Source organism: Sphingomonas jatrophae (genome assembly GCF_900113315.1).
In the GTDB taxonomy this organism is placed as follows: domain Bacteria; phylum Pseudomonadota; class Alphaproteobacteria; order Sphingomonadales; family Sphingomonadaceae; genus Sphingomonas_P; species Sphingomonas_P jatrophae.
In genome coordinates, this window is sequence record NZ_FOZG01000002.1 from 40,847 (window position 1) to 61,239 (window position 20,393).

The window sequence follows — 20,393 nt, forward strand, 5'->3', positions numbered from 1 at the left end:
CCTCCAGGTGGCTGGACGGCGCTGCCTGCCTCGACAGGCCGGGGTGCGTGCCTATTTCGGCGCGACGGCCCGCCCTGCCGGCCACGCGCTGTCGCCCACCCGGTTCAGCGTCATGTCGAACACGCGGGCAAGGCGCTTGCCTCCGCGCTCATACCAGCCTTCCTCGTGCCAGCGGCCGCCCGTCACCGCGGCGGTATAGCGGACGACCGCGTCCGGCCCTGCCGGCATCGCCCATTCGAACCCGCCGGGCGTGACCTTCAGCGGGAAGGTGCCCGCGCGCCCCTTGGCATAGGAGCGGAACTCATAGGCGCCGTCCGCCCCGGCGGAGATGACGGCGAGCGCGTTGAACCCGCCCTCGCTGCCGTCCGGATTATAGCTGTGCCCCTCGATCAGCCGCACGTCGCCGCCGAGGGCGGGGCCGACCCGCTCCGTCTGGATCAGCGTGCGCGTGGTGCCGCCGGGCATGGTCAGCGTGGCGGGGCCGCGCCATTCGCCGTCGAACGGCGCCAGCGCATCGGCTGCCGCACCGCTTGTCGGAACCTGCGCCGTCGCCCCAGCCCCGGCCACCAGCAGGGCCAGCACCATCATCGTCCTCATCCTGCCCCTCCCGTGCGCGGTCAGTCGCCGACGGCCGCCTTCAGCTTCGGCTCCAGCGCTTCCCAGCTGAAGACGTTGTCGAGCAGCGCGCCGTTCATGACGAAGCTGGGCGTGCCCGTGATATTGTCCGCCTGGCCGGCGCTCATGATCTTCTGCAGCGTATCCAGCTGGCCCTTGTCGGCGAGGCACTGGTTGATCTTCGCCTCGGGCAGACCGCGCTGGCGGAAAAAGGCGTCGAGCTTGCCAAGCTTCACCAGCTCCACCATCTGCTGCTGCGGCGGCAGCGACTGGAGCCGTGCCTGATCGGCCTCGGTCAGCTTCTGGAAATTGCCGACCCAGTCATTCTGCGTCGCATAAAGCTGCTCGGCGATCTTGAAGAACGGCTCCGGCCCTTGGCAGCGTGCGAGGATCGAGACCGGCGCGTCGATGCCGTTCAGCAGGAAGCTGCGGAATTCCCAGCTGACGCGGCCGGACTTGATGTAGGTGTCGCGCAGCGTCGGTACGCCCTTCTCCTCGAACTCGGCGCAGTGCGGGCAGGTGAAGGAGGCATATTCGACCAGCTTCACCGGCGCATCCGGATTGCCCATGACGAAGCCGCCGGTGGGCGAGACATTGACCACCTCGGTCCAGTCCTTGCCCGCTGGGGCCTTGACCGCAGCCGCGGTCGGCGCGGTGGCGCCGGTGCCGCTTTCGCCGCCTTTGTCGCCACAGGCGGAGACGAGCGCGGCGGTGGCCAACAGGGTCAACAGGGCGGCAGAACGCATCGAATCACTCCAGCACGAAAAAGGTTGTTCAGCGCAGCGCCGCGTCGATCAGCGGCTTCAGCGGCTCCCACGCGAAGACGGGCGTCATCTGGCCGTTGATCGCAAAGCCGGGCGTGCCCTTCAGCTGCCGCGCGCCGAAGGCGTCTTCCGCCATGGCCAGGAGCGGCTTCTGCCCCGCCGGATCGCGCAGGCACGCACGCGCCTTGGCGGGCGGCAGGCCCCGCTGCGCCATCAGCGCGGTCATGCCCGTCGCGTCGGCAAAGGCCGCGAGCAGTTCCGCCTGCGGCAGCGACGGCGGGGTGAAGCCTTCCGCCTTGGCGATCCACTGCGGCTGCGCGCGGAACAGCGCGTCCATGTCGCCGATATAGCGCGCCGGCCCGCCGCACCGCGCGAGCAGGCTGGCCGCCAGATCGAAGCCGTCGCGCACCGCATGGCGGAACTCGATAGAGACGCGGCCCGGGCGGACATAATCGCGCATCAGCACGGGCAGGCCCGTCTGGCTGAAATGCGCGCAGTGGGAGCAACTGAGCGAGAGATACTCGGTCAGCTTCACCTTCGCGGCCGGGTTGCCGAGGCGATAGGCGCCGTCGGGCAGCTGGACGAGCATGCGCGTCCAGTCCCGCGCGGCAGGCGCGGCGGGCTTGCGCGGTGCCGCCACGGCCGGCGCGGCCAGACCAAGCAGCGCGAGCGAGAGAAGAACGGCCCGCATCAGCGCACCCGACCGAGCACGGGGATCGCCGCCGCGCGGGCGGGGGCGGCGGACGCCTCCACCGCGGCCCCGAGCGCGGCCAGACAGGCGCGCAGCTCCGGATCCGCCACGTCGCGCACCGATCCGCCGACCTCGTCCGACAGCGCCAGCTGCACCGGCCGCAGCGACGGCGGTGCCGGCCGCGGTGCCGCGGCGCCCTGGCGGATCGCCACCTTGGCGACCGCGGAATAGCCGAAGAAGCGATTCACCCGCTCGACAATCGCCGGCGCGACATGCTGGAACATCGGCGCGTGCGCGCCTTCCACCGCGACGCACAGCGTGCCCTCCGCCTTCTTGCCGGCCGGAAAGCGGATCGATTCGGGGGTGGAGACGCGGGCGAATCGATCGCCGACAATCTCGGGCCAGCGGCTGACGACCGTGTGCTGGACGAAGCCGAACCGGCGGAAACAGGTGCCGCCGACGCTCGGCAGCATGTCACCGACGGCGCGCGCACGGTTGCTGCGCACGGCTTGCGGCTCGACCTTGGGGGCGCGGGCTTTGCTCATCGTTCGCGCTCATGCCATAGCCGACCCATGCTCGTCGATGGCGCCGGCAGCGCCGAAGCCGCCATGCGCGCGGCAACCGCCACCGTGCCCCAGCGCCTGCTCGCCTGGTATGATCGCCACGCGCGCCGCCTGCCGTGGCGCAGCCCGCCCGGCACCCCGCCCGCCGATCCCTATCGCGTCTGGCTGTCCGAGGTGATGCTGCAGCAGACGACGGTGGCGGCGGTCGCGCCGCGGTTCGCCCGCTTGCTGGCACGCTGGCCCTCGGTCGCGGCCCTGGCGGCAGCCCCGCTCGACGATGTGCTGCACGAATGGGCGGGGCTCGGCTATTATGCCCGCGCGCGCAATCTCCACGCCTGCGCCCAGGCTGTCGCGGCCGCAGGCGGCTTCCCCGACACCGAGGCGGGCCTGCGCGCGCTGCCGGGCGTCGGCGACTACACGGCGGCGGCCATCGCCTCGATCGCGTTCGGCCGGCGCGCGGTGGTGGTCGACGGCAATGTCGAGCGTGTCGTCGCCCGCCTGTTCGCGCTCGAACAGCCGCTGCCGGGCGCCAGGCCGACGATCCGTCGCCTCACGGATACAATCACGCCGGATCTGCGCGCGGGCGATTTCGCGCAGGGCATGATGGACTTGGGCGCCACCATCTGCACGCCCCGCGCCCCGGCCTGCGCGCTCTGCCCCTTGCGCGAGGGTTGCGCCGGCTTCGCCTCCGGCCGGCCGGAGGCGTATCCGGTGAAGCCGCCGCGTGCGGCCAAGCCGCAACGTCTCGGCACCGCCTTCTGGTTGACCCGCGGAGACAAGGTGCTGCTGGTCCGCCGCCCCGCCAAGGGCTTGCTCGGCGGCCTGCTCGCGCTGCCGACCGGCCCGTGGAGCGATGCGGCGCCCGGGCTGGACGGCGCCCCCGCCGCCGCGCGCTGGCGGCTGCTGGACGGCACGGTCCAGCATGTCTTCACGCATTTCCGCCTGACGCTCGCGCTCGCCACCGCGGCGGCTCCATCGGACGGGCTGGCGCCCGACGCGATCTGGTGGCAGGCGGATCGCATCGACGAGGCGGGCCTGCCGACCTTGTTCGCCCGCGCCGCAGCGCGTTTCAGGGAGGATACATGACGCCTGCCGGCTTCACGGGATCGCGACTCGACCGCGCGGACGCATGGCGCGGCGATCCCGAGCGCTTTGCCGCCCTCCTCGCCGATCCTGCCGCGCGCCTGCTCAGGCTGGACGGGCTCGATCCGCTGCTGGAAGCGGATGGGACGCTCGGCTGGGCGCCGCTCCCCGCCGATCCGACGCCGCTCGCCTTCCTGGGCATGCTGGACGGTGCGCCGCGCTTCGCCGCACTCGGGGCCGTGCCGCCCGCGACGCGCCGCACACGCGGGCTGGAGGCGGCGCTGGCGCTGATGCCGCCGGCCGAGGCCGCCACCTATGCCGCCGCGCGCAGTCTTATCGATTGGCATGCCCGCCATGGCTTCTGCGCCAACTGCTCGGCCGTGACCGCGGCGATCCGGGCCGGCTGGGCGCGCAGCTGCCCCGATTGCGGCGCCGAACATTATCCGCGCACCGACCCGGTCGTCATCATGCTGGCCGAACATGGCACCGGCGACGATGCCCGCGTGCTGGTCGGCCGTCAGGCGAGCTGGCCGCCGAACCGCTATTCGGCGCTGGCCGGCTTCGTCGAGGTCGGCGAATCGATCGAGGAAGCGGTCGCTCGCGAGCTGTTCGAGGAAGCCGGCGTGCGCGCGGGCGACGTGCGCTTCGTCGCCAGCCAGCCCTGGCCCTTCCCGTCGCAGCTGATGATCGCCTGCATCGCAACGGTGGACGATGCACGGCTGACGCTCGACGCGAACGAGATCGAATCGGCCCTGTGGGTCGATCGCGCCGGCATCGCCGGCGCGCTGGCGGAGAGCGAGGGTGCCCCCTTCCTCGCGCCGCCGCCCTACGCCATCGCGCATACCTTGTTCGAGCGGTGGCTGGCGGGCGCCTGAGGCAGTCCGCATGGCCCGCCTGATCTCGCTCAAGCCATCGACCACGCCGCACGTGCGCAGCAGCACCCGGCTGCTGGCGATGGTGCACGAGCTGCACAAGGCGGGCTATCAGCGCCTCCGCGTCTCACCCGGGCTGGCGCCGAGCGGCATGTACTGGCGCTGCTCCATCACCCACGCGGGGAACATCGCGGAGAATGGCTGGTCGCTCCGCACGCCGGGGCTGGAGGGCGAGGTGGCCAGCTACTCGTCCGGTGCGGGCGATCGCTATTTCGGGTGGGACGATGCGCCGGGCCGGTCCGCCCGCGAACTGGCGGTGCGCTTCATCCAGCGCTTCCCTGCCCTCGTCGAGAAGGGCGATGGCTGTGACTGGGCCTATGCGGGCTGGTTGACCGACGTGCTCGGCCGGGCCGAGCTTGGCGGCGCGGATGCGTTGCCCGTCTTCTACGCCGATTACCCGCTCACCCTCGATCCGGAGTGGCTGCCACCCCCGCCCTGATCGGATCGAACCTTTAGACGCCGCGCGCGCGGGCCTGCGGATAGGTGCCCAGCCGGCGCACCCACTTGGTATGGAAGGCCAGTTCCTCCAGCGCGCGCCGCACCGGCGCCTCGTCGGGATGGCCCTCGATGTCGCAGAAGAAGCCGGTCGCGGCGAAGCTGCCGCCGCTCTGATAGCTTTCCAGCTTGGTCATGTTGACGCCGTTCGTGGCGAACCCGCCCAGCGCCTTGTAGAGCGCGGCGGGCACGTTGTTCACCTCGAAGGTGAAGGTGGTGACGAACGGACCCGGCCCCGCCACCGCCGGCGCGTCGCGCGCGAGCAGGACGAAGCGGGTCATGTTATGGTCCGCATCCTCCAGCCCCTCCTCGAGGATGGCGAGGTCGTACATCTCGGCCGCCAGCCGGGGGGCCAGCGCGGCGAAGGAGGGCTCGCCGATCTCGGCGATGCGCGCGGCGGCGCCCGCCGTGTCGGGATAGCTGACCGGCTTGATCCCGCGCGCGCGCAGCCAGCGGCGGCACTGGCCCAGCGCCTGTGGATGGCTCAGCGCCTCGGTGATCGTCGCGCCGGCATCCAGCCCCATCAGGCAGTAGCGGATCGGCATGAAATGCTCGCCCGTGATGGCCAGGCCGGATTCGGGCAGCAGAAAGTGGATGTCCGCCACGCGGCCGTGCAGCGAATTTTCGATCGGAATCAGCGCACGATCGGCCCGTCCGTCCTTCACCGCGTCGATCGCGTCCTCGAACGAGAAGCAGGCGAGCGGCAGCGCATCGGGAAAGGCCTCCGTCACCGCGATGTGCGAATTGCAGCCGGGCGCACCCTGGAAGGCGATGGCGCGCGCAGGCTCGGCGGCGGCGGCGGCATCCATCGCGGCGACGCGTGCGCGGGCGGGGACAGGATAGTTTTCCATCGGACACGCGGCGCTTAGGGCCGCCATGAAGCGCGGGCAAGCGGCTTGCGGAGCGCGGACACCGACCCTAAGAGGTGGCCGCCCCAAGGGGGGACTTGCCCGTCAAGGGGAAGCAGGGAGCCTCGGAAAGACGACATGGACGATCGCGCGAACACGATTGCCGGCTGGGTGCTGATGGGCGGCATCGCCGCGCTCGGACTCACGCTCGTCACGGGCGAATATTTCCACGGCGAGCGGCCCGAGAAGATGGGCTACGTCGTCGAGGGCGTCGAGGCCGAGGGCGGCGAAGGCGGCGGCGAGGCCGAGAAGCCGATCGAATTCTATCTCGCCTCGGCCGATGTCGCCAAGGGCGCCGAGGTGTTCAAGAAGTGCGCGGCCTGCCACACCGACACGAAGGGCGGCGCGAACGGCGTCGGCCCGAACCTGTGGGGCACCGTGGGCAAGCCGCACGGCCACGTCGCCGGCTTCCCATATTCGGATGCGCTGAAGTCCGTCCCCGGCAATTGGGACTGGACCGCGCTGAACAGCTGGCTGACCAGCCCCAAGAAGTATGCGCCCGGCACCAAGATGACCTTCGCCGGCCTGTCCAAGCCCGAAGATCGCGCCAACGTGATCGCGTATCTCAACTCGACCAGCGACAGCCCGCTGCCGATGCCGGCCGCCCCGGCCGAAGGCGCCGCCGCCCCGACGCAGCCCGCAGGCGCGGTGGGCGCACCGGTCGCCGGCGCCGTTCCCGCGCAGACGGAGGCGCAGGCCGCCAAGCAGCCGGTCGGCAACATCAAGGGCGAAGCCGCCCCCGCCACCTCCGGCACGAGCGCGCAGGAAAAGCACTGAGCTTCGGGGCGGGGCGACCCGCTCGGCTGAGCCACGCATCGGGGCGCTGCGGGAGGACCGCGGCGCCCCTTTGCTGTTTGGCCCCGAGCATGCTTGCGGCGTCAGGGCAGCACCGCTTCCCGGATCGCAACCGTGGAGCGGCAGCCACGGTGCGCAGTCGTGCAGGCGAGGGGCGACCGCCAGGTCTTGATGGTTGGCGGAGCTAGACCGATCCGCTCCGTTCGACAACGAGGATGCGGGCCTCTCCGATCGGGTGCGCGACGTGTTCATCGCCCACCTCCGCGATGAAGATATCCGATGGTTTGGGACGGACACATTCTTCTCGGCCGTCGCGCCTGAAGTGCATATCCACCTCTCCGGCAAGGACAACGAAGGCTTCAGCGCCGTCGTTGACGTGCCAGCGGTAGGGCTGATCGGTCCAGTGGAGCCGCACACTGGCCCCGTCTATTTCGACCAGGTCTCGCGCTCCCCAAGCGCGGTCGGCGCGAAACTCCGCAACATCGGTGATCGCCTGCGGCACGATATCCTCCTCGCACTTGGGGTTGGTAAGGCTGCAGGTCGGCGCGGGTAATCGGGCGAACGCAAGTGTCCGAGGTGTCCCGCGCCGGAATGTTCGGTGATGGTGGTTAGCGGACGTTCAATCCTCTACGTCGTAAAAGACGTGACCACGCATGTCGGGTTTCAGCAGCTTGTGGAAGGCATCTTCGGAGACCTCATCGGCCTCAAGTGACAGGATTGCACGGCCACTCGTTACCCACGTGCAACCTCGGTCAAGATTGCTCCTGACACGCTTAAATGCCTTGCGAACGGCGGCTTCTTCATCGGCGGCAAGCACATGTCGGTGGCAGTAGAAACCGCGAGGCTGTGAGGTCTCTTCCGGGTTCGTCGCGGGAACAAGCCACTCCAGCTTGCCGTGAACAAAGACGTAATAGCAGCGCATCAGGCCAATTAAGCTCAATCTCTGAGCGTCCGCTCTTGGTCGAAAGCGGACATACCTTCTTCGTCACCCCGGACTTGGTCCGGGGTCCACCGTCGTGCCGAGGATAGCGGCCGCATGATGCGCCGCACGGTAGATGCCGGACTAAGTTTAGCATGGCGAAGAAGACGGTCGCTCATGGTTGGATCCTACCCTCTGAAGCGCTCCTCAAGCCCGCCCGCGCCAGATTCGCACCGCCTGCCCCGGCTTCGCCCCGCCCTGATGCGCCGGGCACCGCGCCGGGCGGAGGCCCTTGTCGAGGCACATCCACACCTCGTCCAGCCAGTTGCCGCGCGTCGTGGTGATCCGCATCATGTCCGCCCGCCAGCCGGGGTTCGCGCGGGCGATGGCGGTGGAGAGCGCGCGCACCGTCAGGCGGCGGCGCGACAGGCGATCCATGTCGGGGAAGCGCAGGCGATCGTAGAGGCGCCGGCTCTGCGCGAAATAGCGGGCAGGATCGCGCGGGGTCATGCAGGTGCCGTGCTTGGCCCATTCGTGCTGGAGCAGCTGCGGCGATGGCGTCGCGCACAGGTTTGCGCGGATCAGCCGCTCGGGCAGGATCGAGGCGGGGGCGCAATATTGCGGCCAGTCCTTGCCCTCGCCGTCCGGCCACAGGCCATGCAGCACGAAGCCGAAGCGGTTGCCGCCGCCGCACTGGAAGGCTGCGCGCTCGTCCCCGCGGCGTGAGCGGCAGAACTCGGGCGACCAGCTGATCGCCAGCGTATAGCTGCCGATCGGCAGCACGCGCTTCGGCTGGCGCGCATCGGGCAGATCGGGCCGCGGGGCCGCGATACGGGCGGGCACGTCGCATTGCAGCGCCTGCGCCGTCGCCACGCCCGGCAGCGCAAGGCCGATCACGCCCACAACCCGCAGCAGCCCGCTCATCCCATCCTCCCCATTGCAGACCATGAAGCCCCGGCAGTCAGGCCGCGGCGAAATCCAGTCCGATGTCCGCGGCAGGCGCCGACTGGGTGAGCCGGCCGACCGAGATATAGGTCACCCCCGCCTCGGCGATCGCCCGGATCGTGTCGAGCCGCACGCCGCCCGACGCCTCCGTCGGCACGCGCCCGCCGACGAGGGTCACCGCCCCGCGCAGCGTCGCCGGGTCCATATTGTCGAGCAGCAGGTGCGTCGCGCCCGCGGCCAGCGCCGGCTCGATCTGGTCGACCCGGTCGACCTCGACGATGATCCGCGCGATCCCCGCGGCGACTGCGCGGCGCACCGCCTCGCCGACGTCGCCCGCCACCGCGACATGATTGTCCTTGATCATCGCCGCATCCCACAGGCCCATGCGGTGGTTCTGCGCGCCGCCCATGCGGGTCGCATATTTCTCCAGCCGCCTGAGGCCCGGGATGGTCTTGCGCGTGTCGAGCAGGATCGCGCCGGTGCCGAGGATCGCATCGGCATAGGTCCGCGCCAGCGTCGCCACGCCGGAGAGGTGCTGCACCGTGTTGAGCGCACTCCGCTCCGCCGTCAGCAGCGCACGCGCGCGGCCGCGCAGGCGCATCAGCTCGGTGCCGGGCGTCACGCGCGCGCCCTCCTCGACCAGCGGCTCCAGCACCGCCTCCGGGTCGAGCGCGCGGAAGAAGGCGGCGGCAATCGGCAGCCCGGCGACGGTGATCGCATCGCGGCTGTCCATCACGCCGTCGAACATCGCGTCGGCGGGGATGACGGCGGCGGAGGTGATGTCGCCCCCCTCCCCCAGGTCTTCCGCCAGCGTTGCGCGGACGAACGCGTCGAGATCGAATCCATCTATGTCGAGCGAGGTCATGGCGCCCGCGTTGATCGCACGCGCGCCGCCATGCAAGCCTTGTCGGAACCCGCGGGCGCCCGCGCGCGTCCCCTGCCCCATGTTCGCACCCCCGCCCGCCGCCTTGCCCGCCCCTGCGGCACCGCTCCATTATCTCGTCGGCGCGGTCGCCGCCGATGGGCGGGAGGTGGAGATCGTCGCGCTCAACGAAGGCGCATCAGCCTCAGCCGCCCCGCCCGCCCGGCTGATCGGTCGACTGACGCCCGCGGGCGCACCGGCACGCGCGATCGTGCTGGAGCGGATCGGGCCCGCCGCGGGAGAGATCGCACCGGGCGGCTTCGCCCGGCTGCGCTATCGTGCCGCGGAGACGCTGCCGACCGGCGTGACCGCCATGCTCTCCCTGCCCGAACTCGGCATCGCGCAGGCGGCGCTCGCGGCGCCGGAGCCGACGCAGATGGCCGCCGAGCCCGCCGCTGCGCCACCCATCGCCCTGGCGGCAGCGCAGCCCGCGGCCGCCACGCCGCCGCAGGTTGCGCGCGGCAACGACTTTCTCGGCCGCCTCTCGGCCTATCGCCCGATCTACGCCGTCTATGGTCCGGGCACGTCCACCGACGCCCGCCTCCAGATCAGCTTTCAGTATCAACTGTTCGGCGATCCGGCGACGCCGCCCGCCGAGCGCGGCCTGCTCGACGGCCTGCGCTTCGCCTATACGCAGCGCATGTTCTGGGATCTGGGGCGCAACTCCTCCCCCTTCCGCACCGTCGATTACATGCCGGAGATCTTCTATCTCGTGCCGGAGCGCGCGGTCGGCCGCGGCGTGCTGCTGGGTGGCCAGGCCGGCTTCCAGCACATGTCGAACGGCCGCAGCGGCGATGCCTCGCGCAGCTTCAACCTCGCTTATCTCCAACCTACGGCGACCGTCACCTCGGGCGACTGGCGCATCCTCGCGGGGCCGCGCGCCTGGGCCTATCTCGGCAGCACGTCCGACAATCCGGATATCGAGCGGTACCGCGGCAATTTCGGCCTGCGTGCCGATATCGACCATGCCAGCGGCTTCCGCCTGAGTGCGGAAACCCGGATCAGCGCGCAGACCGGCCGCGCCGCGATCGACACCGAACTCTCCTACCCGCTCGACGCGTTGATCGGCGGCGGGCCGAACCTCTACCTCATGGGCCAGGCCTTCACCGGCTGGGGCGAGAACCTGCTCGACTACAATCGCCGCCAGACACGGCTACGCGTGGGCATCGCGATCGTGCGGTGAAGTCCGGTCGCTATCTGGCGGGCACCGACAGGATGCGGCCCTGAACCCGCGGACACCGCACGACATGCCCCCGCGGCAGGCTTCGGCGTGTCAGACGGAAATGCGGTCCTGATCGCTGAAGGTCGGCGCGCAGACAGAAGCGGCCCGCGCTGCGAACGACGGACGGCCCGCGGGACCGTTTGCCGAGCATGAAGTCATAATCCTTTTGCGCAATGCCGACGCTCACCCCGATCGACTGGAGCTCGGCACGCGCGCCACCTCGCGCGACGTTGCTCGCCCGCGCAATGCCGAACAGCACGTTTCTGTAGGTGATCGTCCGCGACGGCGGGAAATTGCGCTGACCCTCGATTAAGCTGGTCGCGTGCGCCACGACCAGCGCGGCAGCAATCGCGCTCCAGATTGTGGCGACGATCACGACAGTCCAAGGGCCATCGTTGTGCCATCTCGCCGGCTCATCAGGCCAGTCGCGTACGGCTCGCCACATGATCGCTGCCGTCGCGGTGGCGCCAATCATAGCGACGAGCGCGATCGGCGGCTCGGATCGTGCGAAGGGTGCAGTGAAGTCGTCGGTCGCGGTGTCGAAGAAGCTCAGCAGCAGGCCCAGCCCGGTCATGCTCGCCAGACCGATCAGCCATCTCACACCGAAGCGGCTAATCCTTGTCTTGCCGGCGCTGTCGATCTCTGGCTCCGCACCAAGCATCTACCGCTGCTAACAAGGTGACACGTCCGGGTAAATCGAAGCCAGTCTACGCCCGGGAACGACCGGCGACCGCCGTCGACCGCTCAGTCCCCCGTCACCTTCGGCGCGCCGAGATCGCCCGCGCCGACCGTCGCGCTCGCCATCGCCAGCATGCGGTCGAGCGCGGTCTTGGCCTTCACGCGCGTCGGCTCGTCCACCTCGATCTGCGGCGCCAGGTCGCGCAGGGCGATGTAGAGCTTCTCCATCGTGTTCAGCGCCATGTACGGGCACATGTTGCAATTGCAGTTCCCGTCCGCACCCGGCGCGCCAATGAACCTCTTGTGCGGCGCCGCCTTCTCCATCTGGTGGATGATGTGCGGCTCGGTCGCGACGATGATCGTCTCGGCCGGGCTGGCCAGCGCGAAATCAAGGATCGCGCGGGTCGAGCCGACCTGATCGGCATGGTCGAGGATATAGGCCGGGCATTCCGGATGCGCGGCGACCGGCGCCTCGGGGTGCAGCGCCTTCAGCTTGAGCAGCTCGGTTTCGCTGAACGCCTCGTGGACGATGCACGCACCCGGCCACAGCAGCATGTCGCGGCCGGTCTTGCGGTTGAAATAGCCGCCGAGATTCTTGTCGGGCGCGAAGATGATCTTCTGATCCATCGGCAGCTGGCTGAGGATCTTCTCGGCCGAGCTGGACGTGACGATGATGTCCGAGTGCGCCTTCACCGCCGCCGAACAGTTGATGTAGGTCAGCGCGATATGATCCGGATGCGCCGCGCGGAAGGCGGCGAACTGCTCCGGCGGGCAGCTGTCCTCCAGACTGCATCCGGCGTCGAGATCGGGCAGCACGACGATCTTCTCAGGCGATAGGATCTTCGCCACCTCCGCCATGAAGCGCACGCCGCAAAAGGCGATCACGTCCGCATCCGTCTCCGCCGCCTTGCGGCTGAGATCGAGACTGTCGCCGACGAAATCGGCCAGATCCTGGATTTCTGGTGCCTGGTAGTAATGCGCCAGGATGACGGCGTTCCGCTCCTTGCGCAGCCGGTCGATCTCGGCGCGCAGGTCCACACCCTTCAGGCTCTCGACGGTGGCGTTCAATGCGTGGCTCCTCTCAGGCGCGAGCAGCAGATAGGCGCCGCGGAGAGGATTGTCAGCAGGGGAGCACGGATCGCCGCCGCACTCTCCTGCCGGATGGCTGGTTCAGGAAGGATGCGCTTCCGCTTCCTGCTGGCCGTCCGCCGCCTGCTGCCCGGCCGAGCCGTAATCGGCCTGACCCGTGTCCGTGCCGGGCTGGCTGTCGCCCGCGCCGCCGGCGGGGTTTGCCGGGGTCGTCGGCGCCTGCGTGTCGGGCTTTTGCTGCTCGGCCATGATCGTCTCCTCGCTATGATCCCTGTCCAGCGTCCGGGCGGCCGCTCCGTTCCCTCGGGCTTGTCGCTCCGGGTGACGCCACTTAAGGGCTCAGCCGGATCGGGCCGGAGGGAGACGAAATATGGTGCAGCCGCTCAGGGTCGCGCTGGCGGGGCTCGGCGTCGTCGGCGGCGGCGTCGTCAAGCTGCTCGACGCCAATCGCGCGCTTATCGAGCGGCGCGCCGGGCGACCGATCGAGATCGTCGCCGTCTCCGCCCGCGATCGGCACCGCGATCGCGGCGTGGATCTCTCCCGTTTCGACTGGGCGGACGATGCCGGCAGCCTCGCCGCGCGGGACGATGTCGACGTGGTGGTCGAACTCGTCGGCGGGGCGGACGGCCCGGCGCTGACGCTGGCGCGCGCAACGCTCGCGCGGGGCAAGGCCTTCGTCACCGCCAACAAGGCGATGGTCGCGCATCACGGGATCGAACTGGCCCGCGCCGCCGAGGCCGCGGGCGCCGCGTTCAAATATGAGGCGGCGGTGGCGGGCGGCATCCCTGTCATCAAGGGCCTGCGCGAGGGCGCCGCGGCGAACGAGATCGGCCGCGTCTATGGCATTCTGAACGGCACCTGCAATTACATCCTGACGACGATGGAAGCCGCCGGCCGCGACTTCGCCGGCGTGCTCGCCGAGGCGCAGGCACTCGGCTATGCGGAGGCGGACCCCTCCTTCGACATCGACGGGGTCGATGCCGCGCACAAGCTGGCGATCCTCGCCAGCTTGGCCTTCGGCACCACGCTCGATTTCGCGTCCGTCGCCATCGCCGGCATCCGCCCGATCCTCGCCGCCGACATCGCCGAGGCCGCCGCGCTCGGCTACCGCGTCCGCCTCGTCGGGCTGGCGGAGGCGGGGCCGAAGGGCCTGCTCCAGCGCGTCCACCCCTGCCTCGTGCCGCAGGATCATCCGCTGGCGCATGTGCAAGGATCGATGAACGCGGTGGTGGCGGAGGGCAATTTCGTCGGCCGCCTGTTCTTCGAGGGCCGCGGGGCCGGCGAAGGGCCGACCGCCAGCGCCGTCGTCGCCGACCTGATCGACATTGCGCGGCGCGAATATGGCGCCCCCTTCGCCATGCCGGTCGACAGCCTCGACGAGCGCGCCCCCGCGCCGCGGGGCGAGCGCCGCGGCCGCGCCTATCTGCGCTTCACCGTCGCCGACCGTCCAGGCGTGCTGGCGGAGCTGGCCGCCGCGATGCGCGATGCGGGCGTCTCCATCGCCAGCCTGATCCAGCGCGGCGCGGCAGCCGATGGCAGCGTGCTCGTCGCGATGGTGACGCATGAATGTGCCGAGCGCTGCGTCACCGACGCGCTCGCCCGGCTGGAGGGATCGCAGAGCCTCGCCGGCAAGCCGCTGCTGATGCACATTCTCGACGTCTGAGCGGAGGCCATGGCGCTTTCCCCACGGCCTATCACACGGTAGGCGGGGCGAGCGATGCGATGGCGCCCCCTCGCCCCCCTGCTTGCCGCCTTGCTTTCCGCCTGCGGCAGCGAAGCCGTGCGTGACGAGCGTCCGCTTGCGGTGAGCATCGTCGGCCCCGCGCCGCAGACCGGCATCGATCCGGATCGGCAGGCGCTCACCGCGCCCACCGCCTCCCTCCTCTCGGCAACCGCGCAGGGGCTCGTCCGCTTCGACGGCAATGGCCAGATCGAACCGGGCCTGGCGATCCGCTGGGACGTGTCCGACGACGGGCTCTACTACACCTTCCGCCTGCGCGACGGCAGCGGCATCGATGCGGAGCATGCCGCGCGCCGCCTGCGCGCCGCAGTCGCCGCACGCAGCCGCAATCCGCTGCGCCCCGTCCTGCTCGCCGTCGACGAGGTGGTGGCGGTGACGCCCGAGGTGCTCGAGATCCGCCTCGCCGCACCCCGGCCGAACCTGCTGCAACTGCTCGCCCAGCCCGATCTTGCCATCCGCCCGCCCCGCGGCGCCACCGGTGGGCCGATGCGGATCGTCGCGGGCGCGGCCGATGTCATGCGCCTGCTGCCGGTGCCCGATGCCGACACGGTGGATGTGCCGCCACCTTCCGCCGGAGACGAGATCCTTCTGCGCGGAGAACCCGCCGCGCTGGCCCTCGCCCGCTTTCGCGCGGGTGCGGCGGCGGTGGTGACCGGCGGCACCTTCGCCGATCTGGCGCTCGCCCGCGCTGCCGCACCGGAGGACCGCGTGCTGCGCTTCGATCCCGCACCCGGCCTGTTCGGGCTGCAGGTGGCGCGCGACGTGCCCTTCCTCCGCCCGGTCGAGAATCGCCGCGCACTGGCCATGGCGATCGATCGGGAGCGGATCGTCACCGCATTCGCCCGCGACGGCTGGCGCGCGACGACGACTTTGCTGCCGACCGGCACGGAGATCGCCGTCCCGGCGGTGGCGGGATGGGAGCCGTTGTCCTTGCCCGAGCGCGCCGCCCAGGCCGCCGCCACCGTCCGCGCGTGGCGCGCGGATGGGCCTGCGCCCCGGCTCCGGGTCGCGCTGCCGCCCGGCCCCGGATCGCGCCTGCTGTTCACGCTGCTCGCGATCGACTGGCGCCACATCGGGGTCGAGGCGGAGGCGGTGCCGCTGGATGCACCTGCGGACCTCCGCCTTGTCGATCAGGTTGCGCCCGGTGATCTCGCGACCTGGTATCTGCGCCGGTTCGCCTGCGGCCGCGCCGCCATCTGCAGCGAGACCGCCGATCAGGCGCTGGAAGCCGCGCGTATCACGCCCTCCATCCCCGAGCGGCTGCGTCTCATCGCGCAGGCCGATGCCGCGCTCGCCACCGCGGCGCCCTTCATCCCGCTGGCGACGCCGCTCCGCTGGTCGCTCGTCGCCCCGGCGCTGCGCCGCTGGCATGACAATCCGCGCGCCGTCCACCCGCTCTATACGCTCCGCCGGGCGGAGTGAGGGAACCAAGCCACTGCCCGCGCGATGTGCCGGCATGGCCGTGTCTCCGAACCAGTTCGATCGCTATGCCGAGGCGATCCCCGGCCTCGGCCGGGATCCGGCCGCCGTGCGCCGCCGGATCGAGGCGGCGGAAGCGCTGCTGGAGCGGATGTTCGTCGTCCCCGGCCTCAATCGTCCGGTCGGGCTCGATTCGATCGTCGGCCTCGTGCCGGTGATCGGCGACGTGATCACCGCGGCGATGGGCGCGTGGCTGGTGTGGGAAGCGCGGAATCTCGGCATGTCCAAGTTCCAGCTCGCGCGCATGGCGGGCAATGTCGGCGTGGATACGCTGCTCGGCGCGGTGCCGCTGGTGGGCGACGTGTTCGACTTCGCCTTCCGTTCGAATACGCGCAACCTGCGCATTATCCGCCGCCACCTCGATCGCCACCACCCCGCCACGGCGACGATCGACGGCGAAGTGGTGCGCTGAGGAATACTACCCGCTCGTTCGTGCTGAGCTTGTCGAAGCACCGTCCTTCTTAGAAGAAAGGCAGCCCTTCGACAGGCTCAGGGCGAACGGGGAGATTTAAGCGTGGCGCAGCACCCGCTGCTTCCGGGCGTAATAATCCTGCACCTTCTCCCAGCCCTCTTCCGCCGTCTCGACGAAGCGGATCAGGTCGAGGTCGTTCGGGCCGATCACGCCCTCTTCCACCAGCGCCTCGAAGTTGACGACGCGCTCCCAGAATTCCCGCCCGTAGAACAGGATCGGCAGCATCGCCATCTTGCCGGTCTGGACCAGCGTCAGCAGCTCGAACGTCTCGTCGAACGTGCCGAACCCGCCCGGGAACACCGCCACCGCCCGCGCCCGCAGCAGGAAGTGCATCTTCCTGAGCGCGAAATAGTGGAACTGGAAGCTGAGCGACGGCGTGACATAGGGATTGGGCGCCTGCTCGAACGGCAGCACGATGTTCAGCCCGATCGATTCCGCGCCGACATCCGCCGCGCCGCGATTGGCCGCCTCCATGATCGAAGGCCCGCCGCCGGAGCAGACGACGAAATGGCGCTTGCCCTCTTCGTCCAGCGGCGTCGCGCTGGCCAGCGCGGCGAGCTTGCGCGCCTCGTCATAATAGCGGGACTTTGCCGCCAGCCGCTCCGCCACCAGCTTCTGCTCGGGCGTGCGCGCCGCTGAGACCACCGCCTCCGCCCGCTCCGGCTCGGGGATGCGCGCGGACCCGTAGAAGACGAAGGTGGAGCCGATCTTCGCCTCGTCCAGCAGCAATTCGGGCTTCATCAGCTCGAGCTGGAAGCGCACCGGACGCAGATCGTCGCGCAGCAGGAAGTCATTGTCCTGGAAGGCGAGCTTGTAGGCGGGATCCTGCGTCTGCGGCGTGCCGGTCTGCGTGCGGGCGACGGCGGCGTCTTCCTTGGCTTTGGCGAAGACGCGCTTGGGAATGTCCTTCTCGTTCATCGGGGTCGTATGCGCTTTCTCTGTTCTCGGTTCGTGACATGCACCCATGCCGCCGAGCCGGAAACGAACCAGATTAGCGACAATAAGGCCCCTTGCCCATATCGAAGTGGAAGTGATCGGCGTGGAGCGCGTTCGCATCCGGCCCCAGCACCACGCCGAAGCGCCGGCAGCCCGCCCGGTGCGCCGCGCGCAGAAAACCCCGCACTTGGCTGTCCGGCCCGCCCCAGCCGCCCCGCACGGTGATCCGCCGCCCATCCGTCAGCTGGAAGGCGGCGATGTCCACGGCGTTGGCAAAACCGTGCTCCGACAGGCGGTTGCCCGCCTTGTTGTTGACGGGGCGGCAGGCGAAGCTGCCATAGCTTTCGAGCTTGCGGATCGGGCTGCCCAGCTCCGCCGTCGCCAATGCCTGCGCATCGCGGGACCACAGCACGAAGGCGCGCACCAGCGGGCAGCGCATCGCCGTCAGGTTCGTCGTCGGGATGCCGAAGGAGACCAGCTTCAGGCTCTGCCGCGCCGCGCAACCATTCGGGAAGGTGCGATCCTTGAGGGGTGTCACCTCGACCCCCATCGCGCGCAACTCGCTCAGGCAGCGCCCGAAATCGCGCGACGAGAGATCGCGCACGACAGGCCGCCCGCGCCCGCCGGGGATGCAGGCGGAGAGCAGGGCGGGAAGGATGAGGGCAGCCACCCCTTTCTTCGTCATGCCGGACTTGGTCCGGCATCCACCGGGCGGCACATCCAGCAGCCGCCGGTCAGGCGTCGCCGTGGACCCCGGAACAGGTCCGGGGTGACGAAGGGAGAAGACGTTCAGAACCGGAACGCCCCCTCGATCACCGTCACGCACTGCCCGGTCAGCACCGCGCGGTCCCCCTCCAGCCGGCAGCCGATCCGCCCACCCCGGCGCGACGCCTGGAAGGCGGTGAACTCCGCCCGCCCGAGCCGCGCCGCCCAGAACGGCGTCAGCAGCGCATGCGCCGATCCCGTCACCGGATCCTCGTCGATGCCGGCTCCTGCGGCGAACACGCGGCTGATCACGTCCGTTTCGTCCCCCGGCGCGGTCGCGATCACGAGCGTGCGGCCGAGCGTCCGCAGCGCTGCGAAATCGGGCTCAAGCCCGCGCACCGCCGCCGCATCCTCCAGCAGGATGATCGCATAGCCGCTGTCGCGCCACTCGGTCTCCACCGCCGCGACGCCCAGCGCCGCGACCGTCTCCGGCAGCGGCTTGGGCTGGGTGGCCCAGGCCGGCAGCGACATGGCATAGCCGTCACCCGCCCGCGCCACCTCGAGGATGCCCGCCTGCCGCGTGCGGAACGTCACCCGCGCCCGCTCGGGGAAGTCGGACAGGATGACATGTCCGCTCGCCAGCGTCGCATGTCCGCACAACGCCACCTCCACCGCGGGCGTGAACCAGCGCAGTTCGTAATCGGCCGCGCCGCTCGCATCGGGGATGAGGAAGGCGGTTTCCGAAAGATTGTTCTCCGCCGCGATCGCCTGCAGCACCGCATCGTCCAGCCACGCGGTCAGCGGCATCACGGCCGCGGGATTGCCGCCGAACGGACGATCGGTGAAGGCATCGACCTGGACGAAGCGGGTCACGTCGCACTCTCCTGCTTGGGTTCGGGGTCGGGGTGGATGAGGATTTCCACACCGGGAAATTGCTGTGCCAGCTGCGCCTCCACCTCGTCCATCACGCGGTGCGCCTCGGCCACCGTCATGTCCGGATCGACCGCGACGTGGAACTGGACGAAATCGTGCGTGCCGGCGCTGCGCGTGCGCAGATCGTGGACGCCGCGCAGCTGCGGGTGGCGGGCCGCGGCGCGGAGGAAGGCCTCGCGCCGTTCCGCCGGCCATTCACGGTCCATCAGCTGGTCGATCGCGAGCGTTGCGGAGCGGAACGCGCCCCACAGCAGCCATGCCGCGATGGCGATGCCGAACAGCGGATCGGCGCCGTGCAGCCCCGCCATCTGCTCCAGCAGCAGCGCCGCGATCACGCCGCCGTTCAGCGCGACATCGCCCTTATAGTGGAGGTGGTCGGCGGTGATCGCCACCGAGCCGGTCCGCTTGATCGCACGGCGCTGCACGCGCAGCAGCACCAGCGTGACGGTGATCGACAGCGCGGATACGGCGACGCCAAATTCCGCATTCACGCTCACCGCGCCCGTGCCGAGCCGGCTCACCGCCTGCCACGCAATCGCGACGGCGGAGGCGGCGATCAGCACCACCTGGAACAGCGCGGTCAGCGCCTCCGCCTTGCCGTGGCCGAAGCGGTGATCCCAGTCCGCCGGCCGCGCGGCATAGCGCACCCCCGCCAGCGTCACCAGGCTGGCGACCAGATCGAGCGCGGTGTCGGCAAGGCTGCCCAGCATGGCGACCGATCCGGTGGCGATCGCCGCCACGCCCTTCAGGCCGAGCAGGAAGGCGGCGGTGCCGACGCTCGCCAGCGCCGCGCGGAGCGGCAGCGCACTCACGGGTAGAGCAGGCCGTCGATCCAGCCGCCGCCATCCTGCGCCAGGAACAGGCGGCGGTGATGCAGCCGGCCGGGCCGGTCCTCCCAGAACTCGATCGCGCGCGGGATCACGCGGTAGCCGCCCCAGTGCGGCGGCCGCGGCACGGCGCCGCCCTCGAACCGCGCTTCCACCACAGCGAAGCTCCGCTCGAACGTCTCGCGGCTGTCGAGCGGGCGCGACTGGTCCGATGCCCACGCGCCCAGCTGCGACACGCGGCTGCGGCTGGCGAAATAGGCGTCCGATTCGGCGTCGCTCGCCTGCTCCACCGCGCCCTCGACGCGCACCTGCCGACGCAGCGACTTCCAGTGAAACAGCAAGGCTGCCTGGCTGTTGCCGGCAACGTCGTCCGCCTTGCGGCTCTGCCGGTTGGTGTAGAAGACGAAGCCGCGGCGGTCATGCCCCTTCAGCAGCACCATCCGCACCGACGGGCGCCCACCTGCATCCACCGTCGCGACCGCCATCGCATTGGGATCATTGGGTTCGCCCTTCTCGGCCTCGGCCAGCCAGGCGTCGAACAGGGCATAAGGGTCGTCGGTCATGGGCTCTCCTTAGCGGGCTGCGCGGATCAGAGGAACGCTTGGCCGCCTGCTTCGTCGAACGCCCGAACGCTCGGCACGCAACCCTCTGCCGCTCTGCCGCGATATTGCGGTGCGGC

The 20,393-nt window shown here is 70.3% G+C and carries 25 protein-coding genes; 8 read left to right on the forward strand and 17 right to left on the reverse strand.

From position 1 onward, the window contains the following. Positions 1–51: 51 nt before the first annotated feature. From BM360_RS09410 to BM360_RS09425, 4 genes are read right to left on the reverse strand one after another with little or no spacing between them, the layout of a single operon-like run. A complete protein-coding gene (locus tag BM360_RS09410; protein ID WP_093314047.1) occupies positions 52–597 on the reverse strand; it encodes a hypothetical protein in 546 nt (181 codons plus the stop codon). Between the two features lie 20 nt (positions 598–617). Then, positions 618–1,361 (reverse strand): thioredoxin domain-containing protein, encoded by a 744-nt coding sequence (locus BM360_RS09415; protein WP_093314049.1) that lies wholly within the window; start codon positions 1,359–1,361, stop codon positions 618–620. A gap of 28 nt (positions 1,362–1,389) precedes the next feature. Beyond that, positions 1,390–2,070 (reverse strand): DsbA family protein, encoded by a 681-nt coding sequence (locus BM360_RS09420; RefSeq protein WP_093314051.1) that lies wholly within the window; start codon positions 2,068–2,070, stop codon positions 1,390–1,392. After that, positions 2,070–2,615, reverse strand: coding sequence for a DUF721 domain-containing protein (locus BM360_RS09425; RefSeq protein ID WP_093314053.1), 546 nt, complete (start codon positions 2,613–2,615; stop codon positions 2,070–2,072). The genes BM360_RS09420 and BM360_RS09425 overlap by 1 nt, the downstream gene beginning before the upstream one ends. 63 nt (positions 2,616–2,678) lie before the next feature. Here BM360_RS09425 and mutY point away from each other — a divergent pair, with 63 nt between their 5' ends. From mutY to BM360_RS09440, 3 genes are read left to right on the forward strand one after another with little or no spacing between them, the layout of a single operon-like run. After that, positions 2,679–3,719: an A/G-specific adenine glycosylase gene (gene mutY, locus BM360_RS09430; RefSeq protein ID WP_093315962.1), complete on the forward strand. Its 1,041-nt coding sequence runs from the start codon at positions 2,679–2,681 to the stop codon at positions 3,717–3,719. Further along, positions 3,716–4,591 carry an NAD(+) diphosphatase gene (gene nudC / locus BM360_RS09435; RefSeq protein ID WP_093314055.1) on the forward strand — a complete coding sequence of 292 codons (876 nt, stop codon included), beginning with the start codon at positions 3,716–3,718 and terminating at the stop codon, positions 4,589–4,591. Before mutY ends, nudC begins: the two co-directional genes overlap by 4 nt. A gap of 10 nt (positions 4,592–4,601) precedes the next feature. Next, positions 4,602–5,087: a hypothetical protein gene (locus tag BM360_RS09440; RefSeq protein WP_093314057.1), complete on the forward strand. Its 486-nt coding sequence runs from the start codon at positions 4,602–4,604 to the stop codon at positions 5,085–5,087. Between the two features lie 13 nt (positions 5,088–5,100). On the opposite strand, the gene BM360_RS09445 is transcribed toward BM360_RS09440, so the two are convergent. After that, complete coding sequence (locus BM360_RS09445) at positions 5,101–5,994, reverse strand: prephenate dehydratase (protein WP_093314059.1); 894 nt, start codon at positions 5,992–5,994, stop codon at positions 5,101–5,103. Between the two features lie 135 nt (positions 5,995–6,129). Between BM360_RS09445 and BM360_RS09450 the strand changes: the two genes are divergently transcribed. Next, a complete protein-coding gene (locus BM360_RS09450; RefSeq protein ID WP_093314060.1) occupies positions 6,130–6,828 on the forward strand; it encodes a c-type cytochrome in 699 nt (232 codons plus the stop codon). 202 nt (positions 6,829–7,030) lie between these two features. Here BM360_RS09450 and BM360_RS09455 read toward each other — a convergent pair whose 3' ends face one another. The 4 genes from BM360_RS09455 to nadC form a co-directional block, all read right to left on the reverse strand. After that, entirely contained in the window at positions 7,031–7,348 is a 318-nt protein-coding gene (locus tag BM360_RS09455) for a cupin domain-containing protein (protein ID WP_093314062.1), read from the reverse strand. 117 nt (positions 7,349–7,465) lie between these two features. Then, positions 7,466–7,786: a hypothetical protein gene (locus tag BM360_RS19320; RefSeq protein WP_131819228.1), complete on the reverse strand. Its 321-nt coding sequence runs from the start codon at positions 7,784–7,786 to the stop codon at positions 7,466–7,468. A 186-nt stretch (positions 7,787–7,972) separates the two neighbouring features. After that, positions 7,973–8,689 carry a ribonuclease T2 family protein gene (locus tag BM360_RS09460; RefSeq protein ID WP_093314064.1) on the reverse strand — a complete coding sequence of 239 codons (717 nt, stop codon included), beginning with the start codon at positions 8,687–8,689 and terminating at the stop codon, positions 7,973–7,975. A gap of 37 nt (positions 8,690–8,726) precedes the next feature. Next, entirely contained in the window at positions 8,727–9,575 is an 849-nt protein-coding gene (gene nadC, locus BM360_RS09465) for a carboxylating nicotinate-nucleotide diphosphorylase (protein ID WP_093315963.1), read from the reverse strand. Positions 9,576–9,654: 79 nt separating this feature from the next. Here nadC and BM360_RS09470 point away from each other — a divergent pair, with 79 nt between their 5' ends. Then, positions 9,655–10,815 (forward strand): phospholipase A, encoded by a 1,161-nt coding sequence (locus tag BM360_RS09470; RefSeq protein WP_242653426.1) that lies wholly within the window; start codon positions 9,655–9,657, stop codon positions 10,813–10,815. 10 nt (positions 10,816–10,825) lie between these two features. Here the strand turns inward: BM360_RS09470 and BM360_RS09475 are convergent, their stop codons facing one another. The 3 genes from BM360_RS09475 to BM360_RS19560 form a co-directional block, all read right to left on the reverse strand. Then, the gene (locus BM360_RS09475; protein ID WP_131819229.1) at positions 10,826–11,455 is read right to left on the reverse strand and encodes a hypothetical protein; all 630 of its coding nucleotides are present in this window, start codon (positions 11,453–11,455) and stop codon (positions 10,826–10,828) included. Between the two features lie 143 nt (positions 11,456–11,598). Then, positions 11,599–12,600: a quinolinate synthase NadA gene (gene nadA / locus BM360_RS09480; protein WP_093314067.1), complete on the reverse strand. Its 1,002-nt coding sequence runs from the start codon at positions 12,598–12,600 to the stop codon at positions 11,599–11,601. Positions 12,601–12,702: 102 nt separating this feature from the next. Next, entirely contained in the window at positions 12,703–12,870 is a 168-nt protein-coding gene (locus BM360_RS19560; RefSeq protein WP_165611268.1) for a hypothetical protein, read from the reverse strand. Positions 12,871–12,991: 121 nt separating this feature from the next. Between BM360_RS19560 and BM360_RS09485 the strand changes: the two genes are divergently transcribed. Genes BM360_RS09485 through BM360_RS09495 form a run of 3 tightly spaced genes read left to right on the forward strand, consistent with a single transcriptional unit; the run spans position 12,992 to position 16,253 of the window. Then, complete coding sequence (locus BM360_RS09485) at positions 12,992–14,284, forward strand: homoserine dehydrogenase (protein ID WP_093314068.1); 1,293 nt, start codon at positions 12,992–12,994, stop codon at positions 14,282–14,284. Positions 14,285–14,338: 54 nt separating this feature from the next. Beyond that, entirely contained in the window at positions 14,339–15,784 is a 1,446-nt protein-coding gene (locus BM360_RS09490; RefSeq protein WP_093314070.1) for an ABC transporter substrate-binding protein, read from the forward strand. A gap of 34 nt (positions 15,785–15,818) precedes the next feature. Then, positions 15,819–16,253: a DUF4112 domain-containing protein gene (locus BM360_RS09495; protein WP_093314072.1), complete on the forward strand. Its 435-nt coding sequence runs from the start codon at positions 15,819–15,821 to the stop codon at positions 16,251–16,253. 96 nt (positions 16,254–16,349) lie between these two features. On the opposite strand, the gene BM360_RS09500 is transcribed toward BM360_RS09495, so the two are convergent. From BM360_RS09500 to pdxH, 5 genes are all read right to left on the reverse strand, one after another. Beyond that, positions 16,350–17,231, reverse strand: a complete 882-nt coding sequence (locus BM360_RS09500) for an LOG family protein (RefSeq protein WP_093314074.1) — start codon at positions 17,229–17,231, stop codon at positions 16,350–16,352. A 73-nt stretch (positions 17,232–17,304) separates the two neighbouring features. Then, positions 17,305–17,934, reverse strand: coding sequence for an extensin family protein (locus BM360_RS09505; protein WP_093314076.1), 630 nt, complete (start codon positions 17,932–17,934; stop codon positions 17,305–17,307). A 104-nt stretch (positions 17,935–18,038) separates the two neighbouring features. After that, positions 18,039–18,827, reverse strand: a complete 789-nt coding sequence (locus tag BM360_RS09510) for a PhzF family phenazine biosynthesis protein (RefSeq protein WP_093314078.1) — start codon at positions 18,825–18,827, stop codon at positions 18,039–18,041. Next, entirely contained in the window at positions 18,824–19,699 is an 876-nt protein-coding gene (locus BM360_RS09515) for a cation diffusion facilitator family transporter (protein ID WP_093314080.1), read from the reverse strand. Before BM360_RS09515 ends, BM360_RS09510 begins: the two co-directional genes overlap by 4 nt. Next, positions 19,696–20,277: a pyridoxamine 5'-phosphate oxidase gene (gene pdxH, locus BM360_RS09520; RefSeq protein ID WP_093314082.1), complete on the reverse strand. Its 582-nt coding sequence runs from the start codon at positions 20,275–20,277 to the stop codon at positions 19,696–19,698. Before pdxH ends, BM360_RS09515 begins: the two co-directional genes overlap by 4 nt. Positions 20,278–20,393 lie beyond the last annotated feature (116 nt).